13 protein-coding genes are annotated in these 18550 nt (G+C 55.1%); 8 read left to right on the forward strand and 5 right to left on the reverse strand.

What is annotated here, in order from left to right; genetic code table 11:
• Nucleotides 1-67 precede the first annotated feature (67 nt).
• A complete protein-coding gene (locus SBL51_RS05960) occupies nucleotides 68-481 on the forward strand; it encodes a hypothetical protein (RefSeq protein WP_317929980.1) in 414 nt (137 codons plus the stop codon).
• 39 nt (nucleotides 482-520) lie between these two features.
• Here the strand turns inward: SBL51_RS05960 and SBL51_RS05965 are convergent, their stop codons facing one another.
• Entirely contained in the window at nucleotides 521-1483 is a 963-nt protein-coding gene (locus tag SBL51_RS05965; RefSeq protein WP_317929981.1) for a DoxX family membrane protein, read from the reverse strand.
• A gap of 619 nt (nucleotides 1484-2102) precedes the next feature.
• On the opposite strand from SBL51_RS05965, the gene SBL51_RS05970 reads away from it, so the two are divergent.
• Nucleotides 2103-4409 carry a Tex family protein gene (locus tag SBL51_RS05970; RefSeq protein ID WP_317929982.1) on the forward strand — a complete coding sequence of 769 codons (2307 nt, stop codon included), beginning with the start codon at nucleotides 2103-2105 and terminating at the stop codon, nucleotides 4407-4409.
• Between the two features lie 104 nt (nucleotides 4410-4513).
• Here the strand turns inward: SBL51_RS05970 and SBL51_RS05975 are convergent, their stop codons facing one another.
• Nucleotides 4514-6289: a hypothetical protein gene (locus tag SBL51_RS05975; protein WP_317929983.1), complete on the reverse strand. Its 1776-nt coding sequence runs from the start codon at nucleotides 6287-6289 to the stop codon at nucleotides 4514-4516.
• Nucleotides 6290-6903: 614 nt separating this feature from the next.
• On the opposite strand from SBL51_RS05975, the gene SBL51_RS05980 reads away from it, so the two are divergent.
• Nucleotides 6904-7776 carry a polysaccharide deacetylase family protein gene (locus tag SBL51_RS05980; RefSeq protein ID WP_317929984.1) on the forward strand — a complete coding sequence of 291 codons (873 nt, stop codon included), beginning with the start codon at nucleotides 6904-6906 and terminating at the stop codon, nucleotides 7774-7776.
• Between the two features lie 60 nt (nucleotides 7777-7836).
• Here SBL51_RS05980 and SBL51_RS05985 read toward each other — a convergent pair whose 3' ends face one another.
• Genes SBL51_RS05985 through SBL51_RS05995 form a run of 3 tightly spaced genes read right to left on the reverse strand, consistent with a single transcriptional unit; the run spans nucleotide 7837 to nucleotide 13151 of the window.
• A complete protein-coding gene (locus SBL51_RS05985; protein ID WP_317929985.1) occupies nucleotides 7837-9438 on the reverse strand; it encodes a hypothetical protein in 1602 nt (533 codons plus the stop codon).
• A gap of 25 nt (nucleotides 9439-9463) precedes the next feature.
• On the reverse strand, nucleotides 9464-11893 hold the full coding sequence (locus SBL51_RS05990; RefSeq protein WP_317929986.1) for a LamG domain-containing protein: 2430 nt from the start codon (nucleotides 11891-11893) through the stop codon (nucleotides 9464-9466).
• 10 nt (nucleotides 11894-11903) lie between these two features.
• Nucleotides 11904-13151: a hypothetical protein gene (locus SBL51_RS05995; RefSeq protein WP_317929987.1), complete on the reverse strand. Its 1248-nt coding sequence runs from the start codon at nucleotides 13149-13151 to the stop codon at nucleotides 11904-11906.
• A gap of 518 nt (nucleotides 13152-13669) precedes the next feature.
• Between SBL51_RS05995 and SBL51_RS06000 the strand changes: the two genes are divergently transcribed.
• The 5 genes from SBL51_RS06000 (at nucleotide 13670) to SBL51_RS06020 (ending at nucleotide 18537) form a co-directional block, all read left to right on the forward strand.
• Nucleotides 13670-16330: a hypothetical protein gene (locus SBL51_RS06000; protein ID WP_317929988.1), complete on the forward strand. Its 2661-nt coding sequence runs from the start codon at nucleotides 13670-13672 to the stop codon at nucleotides 16328-16330.
• Nucleotides 16331-16418: 88 nt separating this feature from the next.
• Nucleotides 16419-17159, forward strand: a complete 741-nt coding sequence (locus SBL51_RS06005; protein ID WP_317929989.1) for an SH3 domain-containing protein — start codon at nucleotides 16419-16421, stop codon at nucleotides 17157-17159.
• Complete coding sequence (locus SBL51_RS06010; RefSeq protein ID WP_317929990.1) at nucleotides 17129-17773, forward strand: outer membrane beta-barrel domain-containing protein; 645 nt, start codon at nucleotides 17129-17131, stop codon at nucleotides 17771-17773. Before SBL51_RS06005 ends, SBL51_RS06010 begins: the two co-directional genes overlap by 31 nt.
• Before the next feature lie 33 nt (nucleotides 17774-17806).
• The gene (locus SBL51_RS06015; RefSeq protein WP_317929991.1) at nucleotides 17807-18316 is read left to right on the forward strand and encodes a TlpA disulfide reductase family protein; all 510 of its coding nucleotides are present in this window, start codon (nucleotides 17807-17809) and stop codon (nucleotides 18314-18316) included.
• Nucleotides 18313-18537, forward strand: a complete 225-nt coding sequence (locus tag SBL51_RS06020; RefSeq protein WP_317929992.1) for a DUF4266 domain-containing protein — start codon at nucleotides 18313-18315, stop codon at nucleotides 18535-18537. The genes SBL51_RS06015 and SBL51_RS06020 overlap by 4 nt, the downstream gene beginning before the upstream one ends.
• Nucleotides 18538-18550 lie beyond the last annotated feature (13 nt).

An 18550-nucleotide genomic window follows, 5' to 3' on the forward strand; every position in this document is an offset into this window, starting at 1 on the left:
ATTATGGCCAACTACACCGTCGATTGCGACAGGAAAGCGAATTCACGACCAAGAACAAGGAGCCAGAATGCGTTCGCGCGAAACGACAACCCAATCCAAGCCGCTGGAGCGGCTATTCGCCCGGATTCCCCCCGAACTGGCCGAGAGTTTTAGCGAGCCACAACGCGCCGCACTGGCCGAGGCACTGGCCAGCAGTTCCAACCACGCCATCGATTTTCGACCAGTCGTTAAAATTCCGCTGCTGCCCTGGAGCTTCTATCTCGTCTTTCTGGCAGGTAGAAACCGGCGTTTTATGTCGAGCCGCGAACAGCGCATGGCGGTGCAGACACTGATTTCGCTGTTAATCACCGCCATCGTCGTGTTGGGCCTGGTCGGGATTGTCGTGCTCTATCTGATCAAATCGGCCCTGGGCATCGATTTGATCAAGGACTTCCACTGGGGGATCTGGTTCTGGTTTGAAGATCGCTTCCTGAAGTCCTAGCCCCAGGAAGCGGGTAGCGCAGAGGGGTTTAAGGCGGGGTTATTTGACACTCGGGCTCAAATTGCCCCGCCAGTTGCGCCACAGACTGGGGTTTAACTCCGCAAAGCTTCGTTCGCCGGCGCCCAGGGAGAAGATCAGCACAAAGCTGACGACAATGGGCACATGCCCCATCAGCTCACCAATACCCAGTAAGGTACCGGTCAGGGTAAAGACGGCAATCACCAGCGCCGCCACCAAGCGGGTGGCAATACCGAGCACCAATAAAATACCCAGGCTAACCTCGGCCAGGCCAATCCCCACCACAAAGCTGGCGTCATCAAACAGCGTTAAGCCAGACATCTGCAGGAAATTCCATGGGTGCTGCGCCAGAAAGGCCAGCCCCATGCCCGGGTTCAGCAACTTGTTGTGCACCGCCAGCACAATCAACTGCAGGCCAAGGCAAATGCGCAGGTATTTGACGGCGCGCTCTGCATGAGCGGAAAAATGCAGCGCCAAGGCAAAACCGGCCAGCTCCAGGCCATAGTCAATCCAGAGACTGCTATCCACACTCAGCATCAACTGCAGCAACAGCAGAAACAGGCAGAAGGTGACACTGGCCAGCCGGTGGCTGATCAGCAGCACCACACCACACACCGCCTGTAACAGCAGAGAAAACTGCCAGGCGCCATTGGGTTCCAGGTTGGGAGCAATAAACTCGCCGTGATAGACGTTAAGCAACAACCACAGCCCAACCACAATCGCCAGAATCCGCCACTGCAGTTGCATTGGCCAGGCATTGAAGAAGGGGTTATCCGTTAGCTGTTTGATACTGACCCGCGACAGCGCCAGGGCAACCAAGCATGCCGAGATAGCGATGGCCAGCAGCAGATATTCGGGAAGGGACCAGCTATAGGGGACCAGATTCTGTTGGTTGCCCACAAACCAACGCACATGTGCCTGACACAGGCTAGGGCCAAGCAATATAAAGGGCAGCAGCAAATAGCGCATGACGACTAACTCCATTTAACATCCAATTTGCAATCATCTAGGGCCTGTTAACACTAATTTAGCACCACTGCTGGAGGTCAGTTTTTTGTCCAGCTAGGCGCCAGACGTGCCATGTAGTGGGCCTACATAAGCGGCTGGCAACAACGCTGGGCCAAAAACTGGCCCCAGCCCGAAGGGTTGAGCCTGAAATGAGCTCAACAGAGGTGCTAAATTAGTGTTAACAGGCCCTAGGTTGAAGAGCGCGCCGGCCGGCCATTGAGCCAAAAGCAGCGCGCTCCTGTCGGTTAATCTGTGAGCACCCGCCGGTGGTTCTCCCACCGCTATTTTGCCCTCACACAAACCAACGATAGACTACAGCCCTGAATAAAATGTCATTAAAAATCAACAAGTTGATACAGGTCATTCGAAAAATACCATTTTGTCGCAAGGAGAATCCTGAACTGACAGCCAGGCAACTTTTCACGCTGCTTTTATTTGGCAGCGAGGGCACATTCGCTGATGGATAACAAGACTTTAATCTCAATTTTTTTTTCGCATAATGCCTGCTTCCGCACACGGTTTTGTGAACGCAGGCGGCGTGAAAAACGTCTAACCCCCGTTTTGTACTCCTACGATAACGACTAGCAGGCCTTTAATGACCCAATCCATCTTTCAGCAAATCGCCGATGAACTTAACGTCCAGACCAAACAGATTGAAGCCACCGTCACCCTCATTGACGAAGGCGCCACTGTCCCCTTTATCGCCCGCTACCGAAAAGAGGTGACCGGTGGGCTGGATGACAACCAATTGCGCACACTGCACGAGCGCTTGGGGTATCTGCGAGAACTGGAAGACCGCCGCCTGGTGATCCTGAAAAGCATCGAAGAGCAGGGCAAGCTGACCGATGAGTTGCGCCGGGATATCCTCGGGGCCGACACCAAGAACCGCCTGGAAGACCTCTACCTGCCCTACAAACCCAAGCGCCGCACCAAAGGGCAGATCGCCATCGAAGCAGGCCTGGAACCCCTGGCCGACGCCCTGCTGGCCGACCCCACCCTAAACCCCGAGGCCGAAGCCCAGGCCTACCTGAACGAAGAACACAAAATCGCCACCAGCAAAGATGCCCTCGACGGCGCCAAGTACATCCTGATGGAGCGCTTCAGTGAATCGGCCGACCTGTTGGCCGAGCTGCGCGACTACATTACCGCCAACGCCAACCTGAGTGCCCGGGTGGTCACCGGCAAGGAGTCGGAAGGGGCTAAGTTTAGCGACTACTTTGAACACGATGAGCCGTTGAAAAGCGTGCCCTCCCACCGGGCACTGGCCATGCTGCGCGGTCGCAACGAAGGTATTCTGTCGCTAGCCCTCACTTTCCCGGAGAGCGAAGGCAGCAGCCACCCTTGCGAAGGCATGGTGGCCAGCCACTGGCAGATCAGCCATCGCGGCCGCGCCGGTGATGACTGGCTGGCGGAGGTAGTGAAATGGACCTGGAAAATCAAACTGCTCACCCATTTGGAGACCGATCTGGTCGGCCAGCTGCGGGAGAAGGCAGAACACCAGGCCATCGACGTCTTTGCCAGCAACCTGAAAGATCTGTTACTGGCCGCCCCGGCCGGTGCCAAGGCCACCATTGGCCTCGACCCGGGCCTGCGCACCGGTGTGAAGGTAGCGGTGATCGATGCCACCGGTAAGGTGGTGGACCACGGCGCCATCTTTCCTACTCCACCACAAAACAAGGTACGCGAGGCGGAGGCGGTACTGGTTGGCCTCTGTCGCAAACACAACATCGAGTTGATCGCCATCGGCAACGGCACCGCCAGCCGGGAGACCGACCGCTTTGTGGGCGATGTGCTAAAAGCCCACCCCGACCTGACCGCACGCAAGGTGATGGTTAACGAGGCCGGCGCCTCGGTCTACTCTGCCAGTGAATTTGCCGCCCGCGAGTTTCCCGATCTGGACGTTACCATCCGCGGCGCCATCTCCATTGCCCGCCGGCTGCAGGACCCACTGGCCGAGCTGGTTAAGATCGACCCCAAATCCATTGGTGTTGGCCAGTACCAGCACGATGTTTCGCAACCGCAACTGGCCAAGTCTCTGGATGCCGTGGTGGAAGACTGTGTAAACGCCGTGGGCGTGGAGGTGAATACCGCCTCGGCGCCGCTGCTGGCCCGCGTCTCCGGCCTGAGCCAAAGCCTGGCCGCCAATATCGTCAGTTTTCGCGATGAGCACGGTGCCTTCCACAACCGCGAGCAGCTGAAAAAGGTACCTCGTTTTGGCGATAAAACCTTTGAACAGGCGGCGGGCTTCCTGCGTATCGCCGATGGCGACAACCCACTCGATAAATCCGCGGTTCACCCGGAGTCCTACTCCGTGGTAGAGAAGATCGCCAGCAAGCATCAGCGCCAGTTGGCCCAGGTGATTGGTGACAGCCAATTCCTGCATACACTCAAAGCCAACGACTACATCGATGAGCAGTTCGGCTTGCCCACCGTGGTCGATATTATCAAGGAGCTCGACAAACCCGGTCGCGACCCGCGCCCTGAGTTTAAAACCGCCAGCTTCCAGGATGGGGTGGAGAAGATCTCCGACCTGGAGCCGGGCATGGTGCTGGAGGGGACAGTCACCAACGTTACCAACTTTGGTGCCTTCGTCGATATTGGCGTTCACCAGGATGGCTTGGTGCATATCTCGGCCCTCTCCAACACCTTTGTCAAAGATCCACGGGAGGTGGTCAAAGCCGGTGATATCGTCAAGGTGAAGGTGATGGAGGTGGACGAGCCGCGCAAGCGTATCGGCCTCTCAATGCGCATGAGCGACGAACCCGGAGCCAAAATCAGCGCCGGTGACGCCCGCCCAGCCCGCAAAGGCCAACGCCAACAGCGCCATCAGCCGGCCGAGAAACCGGCCTCAATGGGCAGCATGGGGGCCTTGTTGCAACAGGCTATGAAAAAAGGGCGATAAGTTCGCCCTTTAACTCCGCTCTAATTTTTGTCGAATTAAATTTCAACAATAAAAAAGCCAGGATTGAAACCCTGGCTTTTTTAATGCAGTGGGCACCGCAGGATTTAATCGCTCACACTCCAGCGGACCGTGTCATCACCAACCTTCAATACTAACTCGCCGTCAACTGTAGCTATATCATCACCTCGAATCTCTACAGTATATGTCACAGGCCCGATGAGATTGTTCTCTATTGCACCAGATTCCCCATTGAGAATATCGAACCCATCAGCAGAGAAGGAAACCGGTATACCCGCACCAGGGGGATTTCCAGATGTACATCCATCTTCGAGCGTATAGACAAACTCTGCAGCATCACCACTGGTTAAATCGATACTGTCGAGAAGAGCGAGATCCTCTGCCGGATCCGCGTTTGGAGTTGGAATAAGCAGTACTTTATCGCAAGTGATCGCCACCACACTCTGTGCGAAGATCACCGCTGAATCATCACCATCACAATTTGCAGTAGGAACAATACCTTGTAAGCACTGCCCATCCCACTCACCATTGGGATAATCATACTGACCATCTACACCTGTCGCGGTGTCTACAAATAACTCACCAAAATCGTAGACCCCGTTATCATTCACATCTAGAAAGGGTTCAGGCAAATCGTCCTTGGCAATATTAAACGTATCCACGTTTTCATAAACGAAGTTTCCGTTTACATCATTAAAAGTTTCCACGCCCTCGGTGAATGCCAAAATCGCACACAGCCCATCACCATCCGCCTGGCTCGCGGTATTACTACGCCATATGACACTACAACTAGATGTCGCGTCTATCTGGCAGCTTGGTTCGATCACACCACATTCAGCGTAGAAGTTGACTTGTGTTCCCTCGGTAACAATATTGCCAAATTGATCAGCAGCCAAAATGTTATAGGTTACCTCGATACCATCTGTGTCAAAGGTATCTTTAGGGTTATAGACTGACTGAGTTAGTGAAAAACTTTTTTGGATGGGTAATCCAGATGAAATAACAATGCTATCTGAAGTTGCAGAAACCAAAGTGGCATCATGGGTGGCGGTTACCCGAATATTGGTCGCCGCCGTGCCACTCTGTAGAACTGTAGTTACGGTACCATCGGTGCCTGATACGGCGGTTTCAGTGCCCGCAGCCAGCGCAGCGCCACCTTCATCACCCTGAATAGAGAAGCTTACCGACTCACCGACAATACTCGCACCCAAAGCACCCACCAAACGGAAAGTTAAAACTGTCGTCTCGTTACCACCGGTACCCGCCAAATTTAGAGTTGAGTTGGTAGCACCTTCATAGGTAATGCCCAGCACGGTATCGGCAGCAACGCTCAAGGTAACCGACGCTGTGAGCACCTCACCGTCGACAGTTGCTGTGGCCACCACCTCGTCATCTCCCGAACAGCCATTGGGTGTATAAACTACCGTACCAAAGCCACCAGTATTGGTGTTGACAGAAGTACTACTAAATCCGGCAATACCTGAGGCATAACAGTTGGAAGTAAAGCTGACATTGATCACGGCCCCCAAGGCATCGTTACTTTGGTCAACAAAATTTACCCGCAACGTTACATTCTGACCGGCAGTTACAGCAGTCGTACTTGCCCCGATTACGCCCTCGACAAAACTCGCACCAGTACCATTACCAACTTTTACGCCAGTGGAGGTTTGCGAATCATCAGCGTTATCCGTAGTGGCAGAACTGCTGCCTCCTGTGTCACCACCCAAACTGCCATTACTATTACCAGAACCACCACCGCCACAGGCAGAGAGCGATACCACTCCCACAACAAGCACCGTCGTTAAAACGAGACTGGCAATCCGTCTCGAAACGTTAGTTAGGATTTTGTTACACCCTGCCATTATCTTTCTCCAACAAGCTCCATTTTTTGTGCCTTCTCAAGACCTTAGATATCCAATCATTGAGACTCTTAACAATAAGGCCGAACAATACTCTATAAACAGCCAAGCATAAAACATAGATTCATAAAAAAATCTTTACACTTTACCGATCGAACTTTTTATCCAATTAAAAAAAGCTTGCCATAAACTCTTTTTCTTTGTTTGCAACCAGAGACAATTAACTACGGATAAAAAACTACGTGATTAACTAGCCAACAGCAGATAAAAACTACGAATTTCATTAGCCACACCTGACTAAAAATTGTAATAATCACCAAGCTCGCACAATTTAAAACCATTACTAAATTTTGATTAATTGACGATGTATGAATAGTAGTAGAGCCCAAACCAATAAGCCGGGCAGAGTAATTTATATGCTGCCAACCCTGTTATTTTTAACAGGTCTTTTACTCTCATTTATTCAAGCTGCAGATGCCGCCGTGGTTTTGCAGTACCACCACGTGAATGACAAAAGCCCGGAACTCACCAGCATTACACCAGCGCAATTTAAGCGACACATTAATTTTTTGCTTGATCACCAATTTGAAATTATTAGCACCAGCCAAATAATCGAAATGCTCAACAATAGAGATGCCCGCTTGGATAACCCGACCAGCAAGCTGGCGGCAATTACCTTCGATGATGGCTATAAGTCAGTGCTTACCAACGCCGCCCCACTACTAAAAAGACACGATTTACCGTTCACGGTTTTTGTAAATCCGAGCCTGGTTGGCAGCAAAGGGTATTTAACTTGGCAGGAGTTGGCGCTACTGCAAAAACAGGGGGCCATTATTGCCAACCACACCCTTAGCCATCCTCATCTTATTCGCCAAAACAGTGGCGAAAGCGAAGCCGACTGGCTGCTTAGAGTGGATTCAGAAGTGAGGCGCGCAGAAGAAATTATATTGGACAAGTTGGGCGTTAGTGTTAAACAGCTGGCCTACCCCTACGGCGAATACAACAGCGCGATTGAAACGCTTTTAGCAAAGGCGGGCTACTCGGCTTTTGCCCAACACTCCGGGGCTGTAGGAATTTATAGCCAGTTGCAGGCAATTCCTCGCTTCCCTTTTGGCGGTCGCTACGCGGAGAACGACAGCTTTATCGACAAATTCAACAGCCTGCCGATGCCGCTGCTGGGTGTAGTGGCCAGTTCAGAATTTGGCAGCCCACTCATCGACCCTCTGTTGCCCGCTGGCGTTGAGAAGCCAACGCTGACGCTAACTCTAAGCCAGCCGTTGCAACTCACCTGCTTTGCCACCGGCCAGGGGGCTATACCCGTCGCCTACCCCGCACAGACCCAGGCAGTGGCACAGGCGGGCAGCACGTTACCCGTGGGCCGCAGCCGCTATAACTGCACGGCGGCCTCAACCGTGCCGGGGCGCTTCTACTGGTACAGCCACCCCTTTTTCCGGCTGCGCGCGGATGGCAGCTGGTATAACGAATATTAAATCACAGGCAAAAAAATCCCCGGCGAACCGGGGAAATACCTTAGAGAATAGCGAGGAAAATTAAACCGGGTTGCCCAAGGAGCCGTTATAGATCGGCTGGAAGGCAGTTATCGCATCACGGCTGGCGCTGTTACCCAAGCCATGATTAGGGAAGAGAGTCGAGAAATCACCCTGCAAATTGTGCAGGGCCAAATAGTTTAGAATTACCGTCTCCACCAGCAGATTCACGTTATTTGCGGCTGGGCTGGAGGAGGTCTCCACATCGCCGGTGTCGCGCATGTAGCCGATTTGTTGATGCTGAGCCTGGATATCGGGCGTGGTTCCCATTAACACCGCCCGCATGCCGGGATTGTAGACCAGGAAGAAAGCAGAGGCCGTCTGCTGGTTGTCTCCGGTCCACACGCCCTTGCCTCGGCCATCCACAGAGTCATCGGTCGCACCATTGCTGAATACCGAGCCATCACTGAATACATACATCATCAGCGGCTTGCCCTTGCGCGCCGCGTACTCCAAACAGGCCCCCATACAGCGACCGGCGCGCAGGTCGCGCTGCTCGCCGGTGGCCCGGTCGCCTGTGTGGTAGTCATACCCGCCCATGGTGATGGTACCGGCTGCCGAATAGCCATTGACAACCAGCTTGGCGATAGAGGCGGTTTTTTCAAACTCCCGGTCACCATCAAAATCGGCAAAGCTAAATACACCAGCCGGGCCGACCAGATCTGGATCTGCAGCGGGATCCAGATCAGCGGGATTACCAAAACGATCAGCCAGATCCGCGGCTTTGACATAGCCACAGCGAACCAGATCTTTCACCACATCGTCAGAGGTGATTTTGGTATCGACACTGTTTAATTTCTGCGCGCTGATGCGATAGATGGACTCCATTACCGCTACGGTATCTTGTTGACTGAGCAGGCCCACCAGGTCGCCGGTATCGACCAAGCCGGTGACATCACTGCCGCGGTCCACTTTGGTGGGCCGCACTTCCGGGTTGATCATACTCAGTGGGCTTTCAGAGTTACCGCCCGATTCGCTGGAACGGGAGCCCACCAGGGTGACCAGTTCACCATCGCCGCCGGCGATGTTAATCCCGTACATGGGGTTGTGCGGGTTGTTGCTGGTATCGTTTTCCGAGCGCGCGGCAATCACCGCGCCGTTAATGCGGCCGATGGTGTCGGTACTCACCTTCTCCAAAATACCGCGCAGAAAGGCGCTGTCGGAGTGGAATGCCAAACCCAGCTGGCTATCCACAAAATCGGTGGTGTTAGTAGCGGCATCCGCCACCTGCGGGATCATATCCCCCGGCAGGCCCTGTTTGTTGTAACCGGCGGTGGAGAGAAAATCCAACTGCCCACCCTGCTTGCCCACCAGCACATTGGAACCGGCGATATTGGCGCCCCCGGCCAGGTCGAAACAGATAAAAGGAATGCGGTTGGCCGAACTGATGCCGCCACAGGTGTTGTTGAGAATCTGCAGTACATCATCCGACAGTGCCGCAGCGGCTTTATGAGGGTCGGCAAAAAGGCCCAAAATACTGCCGCCCATTACGCTGGCCACGCCGGTGGAGATACCCTGGGCAATAAAAGAGCGTCGGGTCAATGGGCGATGGTCCCCAAACAGGAGTGGCTCATCGGGCCGGCGGAATAGTTTTCGTTTGCTCATAAGATGATTCCGTTCCTGAATTGGGTTACTGGAGCAACGCGATGGCGTTACCCGTCGCCGCAGCACAGGTGGCAATGGCCGCTGCACTGTTGCCCGATGAGCCGGCGATCTGATTATAGAGATCGGTCAACTCCGTACGCACGGTTTTACTGGCGTCCGGACTGGCGATATCGGGGTGAGGTTGGGTTAACAGTGGTTCACCGCCATTACCGGCCAGGTTATTGGCCAGCAGGTTACTCAGCAGATCATCAATCAGTTGATCCCTAGCCGGCAAACTGCCACCTGCGTCCTGCACCATGGCATTACAGTAAGCCACAGCCAACTGCGTTACACCCATCTGATGAGCGCTCAGGAAGCCACCGATATTCTCCACGGTGGGTAACTGTTGCTGCAGGGTGGTGTAGGTCTCAGCTACCCGCGAATCGGTAATCGGGATACCGGTAACCTCCGACAGGGTGGCATTGATCTCGGCGAAGTTTTTCAAGCCAATATCCGATGCCGGTTCCAAGTCTTCGGGCACTGGCGCTACCGGTGCTGGCGCGGGTGGCCGGTCGTAGGCGCGGTTGCCGATGGCATCAAAGCTCAGGAAGAAGAGGTCATCGGCGGGGCCAAACTCCAGCGGCACAATGGTACCCAGGTTGGAGAGCTGTTGGCCAACCCCGGGCTGATAGCTGGCGTCGGTTATATCGACATTCACATTGGCAAAGGCTTGGCCAACCCCCGCTTCCCGGCCGTTAACACCCAGGTACATCCCTTCGATATGCACAACATTACCGATAGTGGCCGTGTTATCCAGGCTGATAAAGAACGGTTCGGAGAAGAGGTAGGCATAGTCATCAAACTGTGACACCTCAAAGGCGACATACGCCTCAGGCACAGAGACGTGATCCTCAACATTGAAGAGCACGTAGTAGCGTTGACCCACGCCCACCTCAAAGTTTGCGACTATGTCTTCCACCGGCATAGCCCGGTTGTAGATGGCCAGGAAACGGATAATTCCCTCCCAGGCATTGCTGCCGCCCACTTCCGAACCCAACACCAGAGCGAAGCTGCTATCCCAGGCATTGAGGTTACCGCCAGCAGCCGCCTCTTCCGCCACCAGTTCGCCGTTGACATAGAGTTTGCGGCCTTCAATGGGGTCGAAGGTAGCGACCACATGTTGCAAGGTCGCCTGTAGTACCTCATCGGCATCGGCGGTGTTTAATGACGGGTCGCCATTGGCATCGGAGGTACTGCTGCGCGCCAGGAAGTTATAGTTGTAGAGGGTCTGTCCCAACATAAAGTTACGAGAGGTGGCAGAACCGGAATAACTGACGATTCGCGCCGGGCCCTCCTGTGCCACATTACCCGGCACCAGCCACGCTTCGATGGTGTATTCACCGGTAGCGGTAATCATGTTGTACAGTTTTTGGCTGTCTTGTGTAAGCGCCTGAGCACGGCCGCCGGCGCCAATATTAATACCGTAGGAACCAACCCAGGCAACGTTGCCACTCAGCGATAAATTAACCGCCGGCTCAATACCGGTTCTATCAAAGGCGGTCGCACCCGTGCCGTAACTGAAATCCCACAGAGCAATGACATTGTTCTCCACCCGGCCACCGCCGTTGGCGGCGATGCCATCGAGCAAGCCCATGGCTCGGCTGATCACCAGATCTGGGTCGACCGATGTCACCGGAATAAGCGCCGAGAAGTCGGCTATGGCCTGCTCCATTTCGTTGGCGTTGGCAACGCAGTCGTCCCAGCAGTTGTGGAATTCAGAACGCAGACGCGTTACCAAACGGGAGTTGGCGGGCGTGGTGAGGTCCATCCGCGACTTGGCCGCCGCGTAGCTCACCTCGAGATCAGCACTGCCAATAAAAGGCTGCTGCTGGGTGGGCGCGTCTTCCGAGTGGCAACCCGAACAGTAGAGGCTAACCAACGGATAAACAGTGTTGCCATAATCGGTGGCATCGGCTGGGAAGTTTTTGGTCTCCCCCACATCGCGCAGCGCCGGCGCGGTCAGAATGATGGTGTTGGAGACAGACCCGGAAGCTTGAGCCCAGCTCTCAATGTAGCCGGTGATAATATCGGCACACACCGAACTCACCGCCTCCCAACAGTTGTGACCGCCGGCCACCTTGGTAACCAGGCGCGACTCCGTGGGCACCTCCAGGTTCACCAGTGGGTTAACGGCACTGTAGGCAAGGTTGATATCGTCACTGCGCACGAAAGCGGGGGTCTGTTCAAAGTGGCAGGCCCCACAGCGCTCACTGCTGCTCAGGTTATCCCACACATTGACCTTGAAGTTCTGCACATCGTCACTGGCCGGGTCCGGGCCGTCGTAGGTGACGGTGTCGGGCTGGTCATTGCTGGTATCCTGATTCACCACCGTCGGTGCGCCGGAACCACTACCGCCGCCACAGCCGACTAGAACCAACACAGCCGTAAGAGAAAGTAATGCGAATAGTCTGTTCATGATCACGCTCCTATTCGCCTTTGCAGTAGTCCGCCGACTCGGCGAATACCTGCTTAATGTTGTAGTTACTGGCTTGGAAGCTATCGATCATCTGATCGAGCTGAGAGCGATCCGCCGCATCAACCGGCGAGCGCAGGCAAACCGCCTTGAACACCTTTTTTACCTGACAGCTGGCAAAGGCCTCACTGTGGGCCAGCTCCATATTCATGCTTTTGGCGCCATCACCCGAGCCCGGCAGGGTTGAATCCCAGCCCAGCAGTTGGTTGATACCCTCACGCCAGTAGTTGTCCCAGTGGTCGTTGGGCGTGACATAACCCATAGGGAAGGTGTTGGCGTTGATGCGGTACTTCTCCTGTACACGACTGCCGGTCTCCGGGTCGAGTTGGCCAACGTCGTTGTAGCCCATGTGGCCATCGATGCCTTCCGGATCGGCGTCCTCGTCGTAAACCCAGGTGTAGTAAGCGTAGCTCTGCACCATTGGATCCATACCGCTGTGGCAGCCAATGCAGCTGTTGAGGAAAACGCGGCTGTCGCCACCGGGGCTGCGCGAAACATCCTGGCGTATGCGGTCGGGTGGGCGGGTGGTGTCGTGCACCTGCTCCAGGTCGTTACAGAGGTGGTTAATTAACGTGAAGCGAAACATGGCACGGTTGGTACCGGCATAAAAGTAGGCCTTGGCCGCGGCGCGGGAGGTGATCACTCCGGAGGTAGCGCCAGCCGGCAGGCCATTCACCTCGGACTGAACCCGCTCCACCAACAGGGCGGGGTTACTCAAATCGACGTTTTGAGTCTCCATCTCCTGGTAGTGGCTGTTATCGCTGTTGGAGTAGGGGGTTAAACCCAGTGAACTGGCCCCCACATAGAGCACGTTGTCGTAGAGCAAGCCGCGAAAATCTTTGTTGTCGCGCACATAGCCGATAACGGTGGCGGTGTAATCGTTGAGCGGCTGAAAGACATCCTGCTCTTCGTTGGTCCAAGGGGTAACCCAATTTTTTATGGTAACCGAGTAGAACCTGGGGTCTTCCATGGCGGTATAGGCCGCCGCCTGGGCATCACCACCGGCGATATCGGCCGCCATATCGTTGAGGATGGCTTCGGTGGCAGGCACACCCACCAAACGGTCATAGATGCGTTTGGCCTGTTCGTATTCACCGGCCATAGCCAGTGGCGTCAGCCCACACAATAAGGTGGCCGTTGTCGAGAACCTGAGCAGCTGTCTGATGAGCGGCATCCCTGGCTTCAGTTTATTCACAGTCATTAGTACAGACTCTACGTTGCTATCGTTGGTTGGCTATCAACACACTCCTAAGATAAGCAACCAACTCCACGATTATCCACCACATCCAAAATGGTGCAGCGTACTTGGCGAAGTTATTATGCTAGTCGCAAAACTGGATTGACCAGACCTGTTCGCTGCCCTAAATGATAAGCCTGTCCCAAGTTTGAGGATTAATTTTCGTTAAGTTGGAATAACCGACAGCTATAATAATCAACACTTCTAGTAACCAAACACTTCCAACAAAGTGGCTCTAAGGCCAATTTTTAACCAGTTCGCTATTTTTTTAGCGAAATGCCGAAGAGCTAGCAAACCGTGAAACAAGCCATGGACCTAGGAAAGGGAAATCCAGACAATCGGCTACTTGAAATCGCTACTAGACTTCTAAGTCGTTCATGATAACGGGCAAAGCCAAATTAACGCCCTATAAATGGGCAGGCGATCAGCAAGCTACAAAAACCATCGGCAGGATCAGCCGATTTATGGAGAGAGTGTTTTCGATGCGAGTGCCACATTTTCTGTTCCCTTGCATAGTAGCGGGCACCAGTTTTCTACTACTGAACTGCGGTGGCAATGGCGAGAGCAATAGTAGCTCCGGTACCAAGCCCGATGCCGCCGTAGCCGACATCCCCATTGCCTATGTAAAACGCAGTGTACCCTTCGATGAAGACGGCGAATTTATCAACCAGGAGGGGTTAAACCCCAGCCAGTTTGTACCCGGCGCCGAACTCTTTGTTCGCGAACGGGCCGACGCCAACGCCGCAGAAATCAACCTCACCGACGGCCTCTTCCCGGAAGGCGAGCTGTACGACGTTAAAGATCTGGTCGCCAGCAACGATGGCACCAAACTGCTATTCGCCATGCGCGCCCCCGAACTCGAAAACGTCGACCCGGATGAACAACCCACCTGGAATATCTGGGAATACAACCTCGAAACCGAAACCCTAAGGCGCGTGATCGCCAACGACATCACCGCCGAAGATGGCCAGGACGTCAGCCCCGCCTACCTACCCGACGGCCGTATCGTCTTCGCCTCCAACCGCCAGCTGCGCAGCAAGGCCATTTTGCTGGATGACGGCAAACCTCAATACGAAGCGCAAACCGATAACCGCCGGGAAGATGGCTTTGTACTGCACGTAATGGATGAAGACGGCGCCAATATCAGCCAGCTGACCTACAACCAAAGCCACGATTATCAGCCCCTGGTACTGGCCAGCGGCCAGATCGCCTACAACCGTTGGAGCAACAAAGAGGCCACCAACCGCCTCTCGCTCTTCACCACCCGCCCCGACGGCCAGGATACCCAGGAGCTCTACGGCTACAACAGCCAGAGCACCGGCACCGATGGCGCCGACGCAATCTTTTACCACCCGAGGGTGATGGCCGATGGCCGCCTGTTAGCGGTGTTGCGTGCCCGCGAAAGCAGCAACTGGGGCGGCGACCTGGTCGCTATTGATATCGACAACTACAGCGATATCAACCAGGACGTCAACCAACCCATCACCGACGAACCCGGCCTGGCCGGCGACCTCCCCGGCCAGGAATCCTTGGCATTTGGCGACATCATCGTCGATGACGACCCAACCACCATCTCCTTAAATGGCTACTTTGCCGCCGCCACCGACCTGTTCGACGATACCGCCCGCCTGTTAGTGGCCTGGAGCGACTGCCGCCTGCAGGACCCAGACGACGACACCCGGGTGCTGGCCTGTCTCGACAGCAACCTGGCCATTGCCGATATCACCGAAGCGCGCCCGCTCTACAGTCTGTGGATCTACAACCTGGAGAACAACACCCTGCAGCCGCTGTTTGCGGCGACACCGGGTTATATGTACACCGATGTGGTCGCCTTTGGCCCGCGCGCCGAAGATACCTTCCTGGCCGACCGCCAAGGCGGCGTTGAACTCGACCAGGGGCTGGTGGACAACGCTCTGGCGGAGCTGCATATCCGCAATGTTTATGAAGTCGCCGGCGTCGATATCGCCGGCATAAGCCTACTGGCCGACCCGGCACTGACCACCGCCGATGATCGCCCCGCCCGCTTCCTGAAAATTGAAAAGGCGGTCAGCCTGCCCGACCGCGACGTCTACGACTTCGATGGCAGCGCCTTTGGTTTTGCCAATAACATGCGCGAGATTATCGGCTATGTGCCGGTGGAACCCGACGGCTCGGTTAAAACCCTGATCCCCACCGATGTCGCCCTGGCAGTTTCAATCACCAACGCCCTGGGCCAACGCATCTCCGGCACCACCAGCGTCTGGTTTAGCGCCCGCCCCGGGGAGCGGATCGAATCCAACGACCTCAGTGTGGGGCTGCGCCGGCTCGACGCCACCCACGACACCACCAACCCCGGCGCGCCGATGAACGGCTACCACTTTCCCAACACCGAGCCACTACTGATCGCTCAGGCCGGCGAAACCATGGCCGAGGCGTGGTCGCGCATGAATGGCACCCGCAGGCCAAGTGTTGACCTGATCTTCAACGACGACTGGACCGACACTGCCGTACGGGCAAAGGATGCCAGTTTCAGCTACCTGTACGCCAACCTGCTCACCGCTGCCCCCGCCAGCGACGCCTGCCAAAGCGAGTGGGTTGCCGCCTGCCGTACGGTAATCAACTATCAGGATCATATTCAACCGCTGTGGGATTTGGATCGGCCACCGGATGCTATGAACAATGTCATCACCTGTATCGCCTGCCACAGCCGCCAGGATGCCATGGGCGCCACCCAAGTCCCCGCTGGCCAATTGGAATTGACCCAATCCCAACTCGACACCAATAATCACTACCGCTCGTTCGAGGAGCTGGCCGCCGACGATATTGTCTATGAGTTGGATGCCGAGGGCATTTTGGTGCCAGTGATGGTGCCGGTGCCGGAGGTTGATGCCGACGGCAATATCGTTTATGAAACCGACCTGGTTACCGGTGATCTGATTCTCGACGGCAACGGCGACCCGATACCGGTGATTCAGATGACCACCGTGACCGAACCGCGCGCACTGATACCCGGCAACGCCGCCGGCAGTCGCTTCTTTGACCTGTTTGCTGCCGGCGGCAGCCACGCCGGTTACTTAAGCAACGACGAGCTGAAATTGATTGGGGAATGGATTGATTTAGGCGGGCAATACTACAATAACCCCTTCGACGCCCCGGAAAACTAGATTGCTGCACTCAATATGGAAATAATTTGTGTCTCTTAACGGATCAATTGGGAACGAATCAATTGGGAATGAAGCAAGCGGCGGCCTCTTGAAAGCTCTACTGCACTCACTTTCTGCGCTACTACTCTGCCTGCTGAGTTGGTCCTGCCTGGCCAAAGAACCGGTACTGGTAAAGGTAACCGCCACCTATATCGACGTTTATACCGGGCCTGGGCGCGGCTACCCCATCACCTATGTGCTGGAGAAAGACGACGTTATCGAGCTTAAAAAGCAGCGCACCGACTGGATAAAAATCAAAACCGCGCGCGGCCGCCTCGGCTGGGTACAGGTGGCCGACATCAACCAAACCGTGGGTATTAATGGTGAAGTCGTCGCTTTTACCACACCGGGCTTGCAACAATTTATTGATCGCCGCTTTGAACTGGGCTTCGCTGCCGGCGATTTCGAAGGCGCCGATGAAGTCAGTGCCTATATAGGCTGGCGCCTCACCCAGAACATCTCCGTTGAAGCCCACGCTTTCGAAATTGTTGGTGACTTCTCCGACAGTACCGCCTATACCGCCAATATTGTTCTGCAGCCGTTCCCCGAATGGCGCATATCACCGTTTGTTACCCTGGGCTCGGGGGTGATTAATATTCGGCCAGACGCCAGCCTGGTCGACACAGAAACCCGGGACAACAATATCCTACAGGCCGGCATCGGCGTTTACGGCTATATCAGCCGCCGCTTTGTCGCCCGTATTCAGTACAACAACAACAAAATAGTCACCGACCGCAACGACAACGAGGAGATCGACGAATGGCGATTCGGCTTAACCGCATTCTTTTAGGAGTGCCGCTCCTGGCGGGAGTGCTGTCGGCTAATGCCTTCGCTCAGGAAGAAGTATTGGACGACATTATCACCCCCGATCTCGAGCGCCGCACCATTAAAGAGGGGGCCATCGACAGCGAAAACTTCGAGGTGGGCCTCTACGCCGGCATCCTTAATATTGAGGATTTCGGCAGTAATGATGTGGTCGGTTTTCGCGTCGCCTACCACCTCTCTGAACTGCTCTTCTTTGAGGGCGCCGCCGGCCAGTCCCGCCTGCAGGAGACCAGTTTTGAGCGACTAAGCGGCGATATTCAATTACTAACGGACGACCAACGCGATCTCACTTACTACAATTTATCTGTAGGTTTTAATTTCTTTCCCGGTGAGGTTTTTCTGGGGTCGAAATTCGCGATGAACACCAATTTTTACTTTATCGCCGGGCTCGGCAACACCCAATTTGCCGACGAAGAGCACTTCACCTACAACTTTGGTGCCGGCATTAACATGCTGCCCACCGACTGGCTAAGCATCCGCTTCGATGTGCGCGACTACCTGTTCGAACATGACCTGTTTGGCGAAACCGTCGACACCAACAACCTGGAGGCGAGCTTAGGATTGAACATCTACTTCTAGTAAGTAGCAGAGCCAAGCGTTTGAGGAATTTTCATGAGAGTAACAACGATTAAAAACCTGGCCAGCATTGCTCTTGCCACCTGTCTGTTTGCCGCCGCACCCACTTTTGCCTCTGTCGAGATCAAGGGCACCGCCCCCGACTTCACCCTCAAGACCAAAGGTGGCGAGAACTTCCGCCTGGCGGAACATCGCGGCGAAGTGCTGTTTATCAACTTCTGGGCCTCCTGGTGTGGCCCTTGCCGCCAGGAGATGCCTATTCTGGACGAACTGCATCAACGCTACGAAGGTGCCGGATTTAAAGTAATTGGCATTACCATCGACGAAGACACCAGCGAGGCCGACGCTCTGCTGAAGAAGATCCCAGTCTCCTTCCCCGTACTCTACGACGCCCAAAGCCAGGTGAGCCGCCTGTTCGATGTCGACGCCATGCCCACCAGCGTGTTGATCGACCGCAGTGGCAAAATGCGCTTTCTGCACCGCGGCTACAAGCCCGGCTTTGAAGATGACTACCGCGCTCAAATCAGGGAGCTTATCCGCGAATGAACCGACTCGCCCAGGCCGCTCTGGTGTGGTGTTTACTGGTGCTGATGGGTTGCGCTATTGAACCCTGGGTAAAGCCCTACGAGCGGCAAAACCTGGCGGACCCCATCATGAGTTTCGAACGCGATGAAGTCTCCGCCGCCTACATCTCCCACGTCTACGACGCCCGCGAGGCGGCTCGTGGTGCTGAAGGTGGCGGCGGTGGTGGCTGCGGCTGTAACTAACGGCGTAATGGCG

It is taken from the genome of Halioxenophilus sp. WMMB6 (assembly GCF_033283405.1).
Classification (GTDB): Bacteria; Pseudomonadota; Gammaproteobacteria; order Pseudomonadales; family Cellvibrionaceae; genus Halioxenophilus.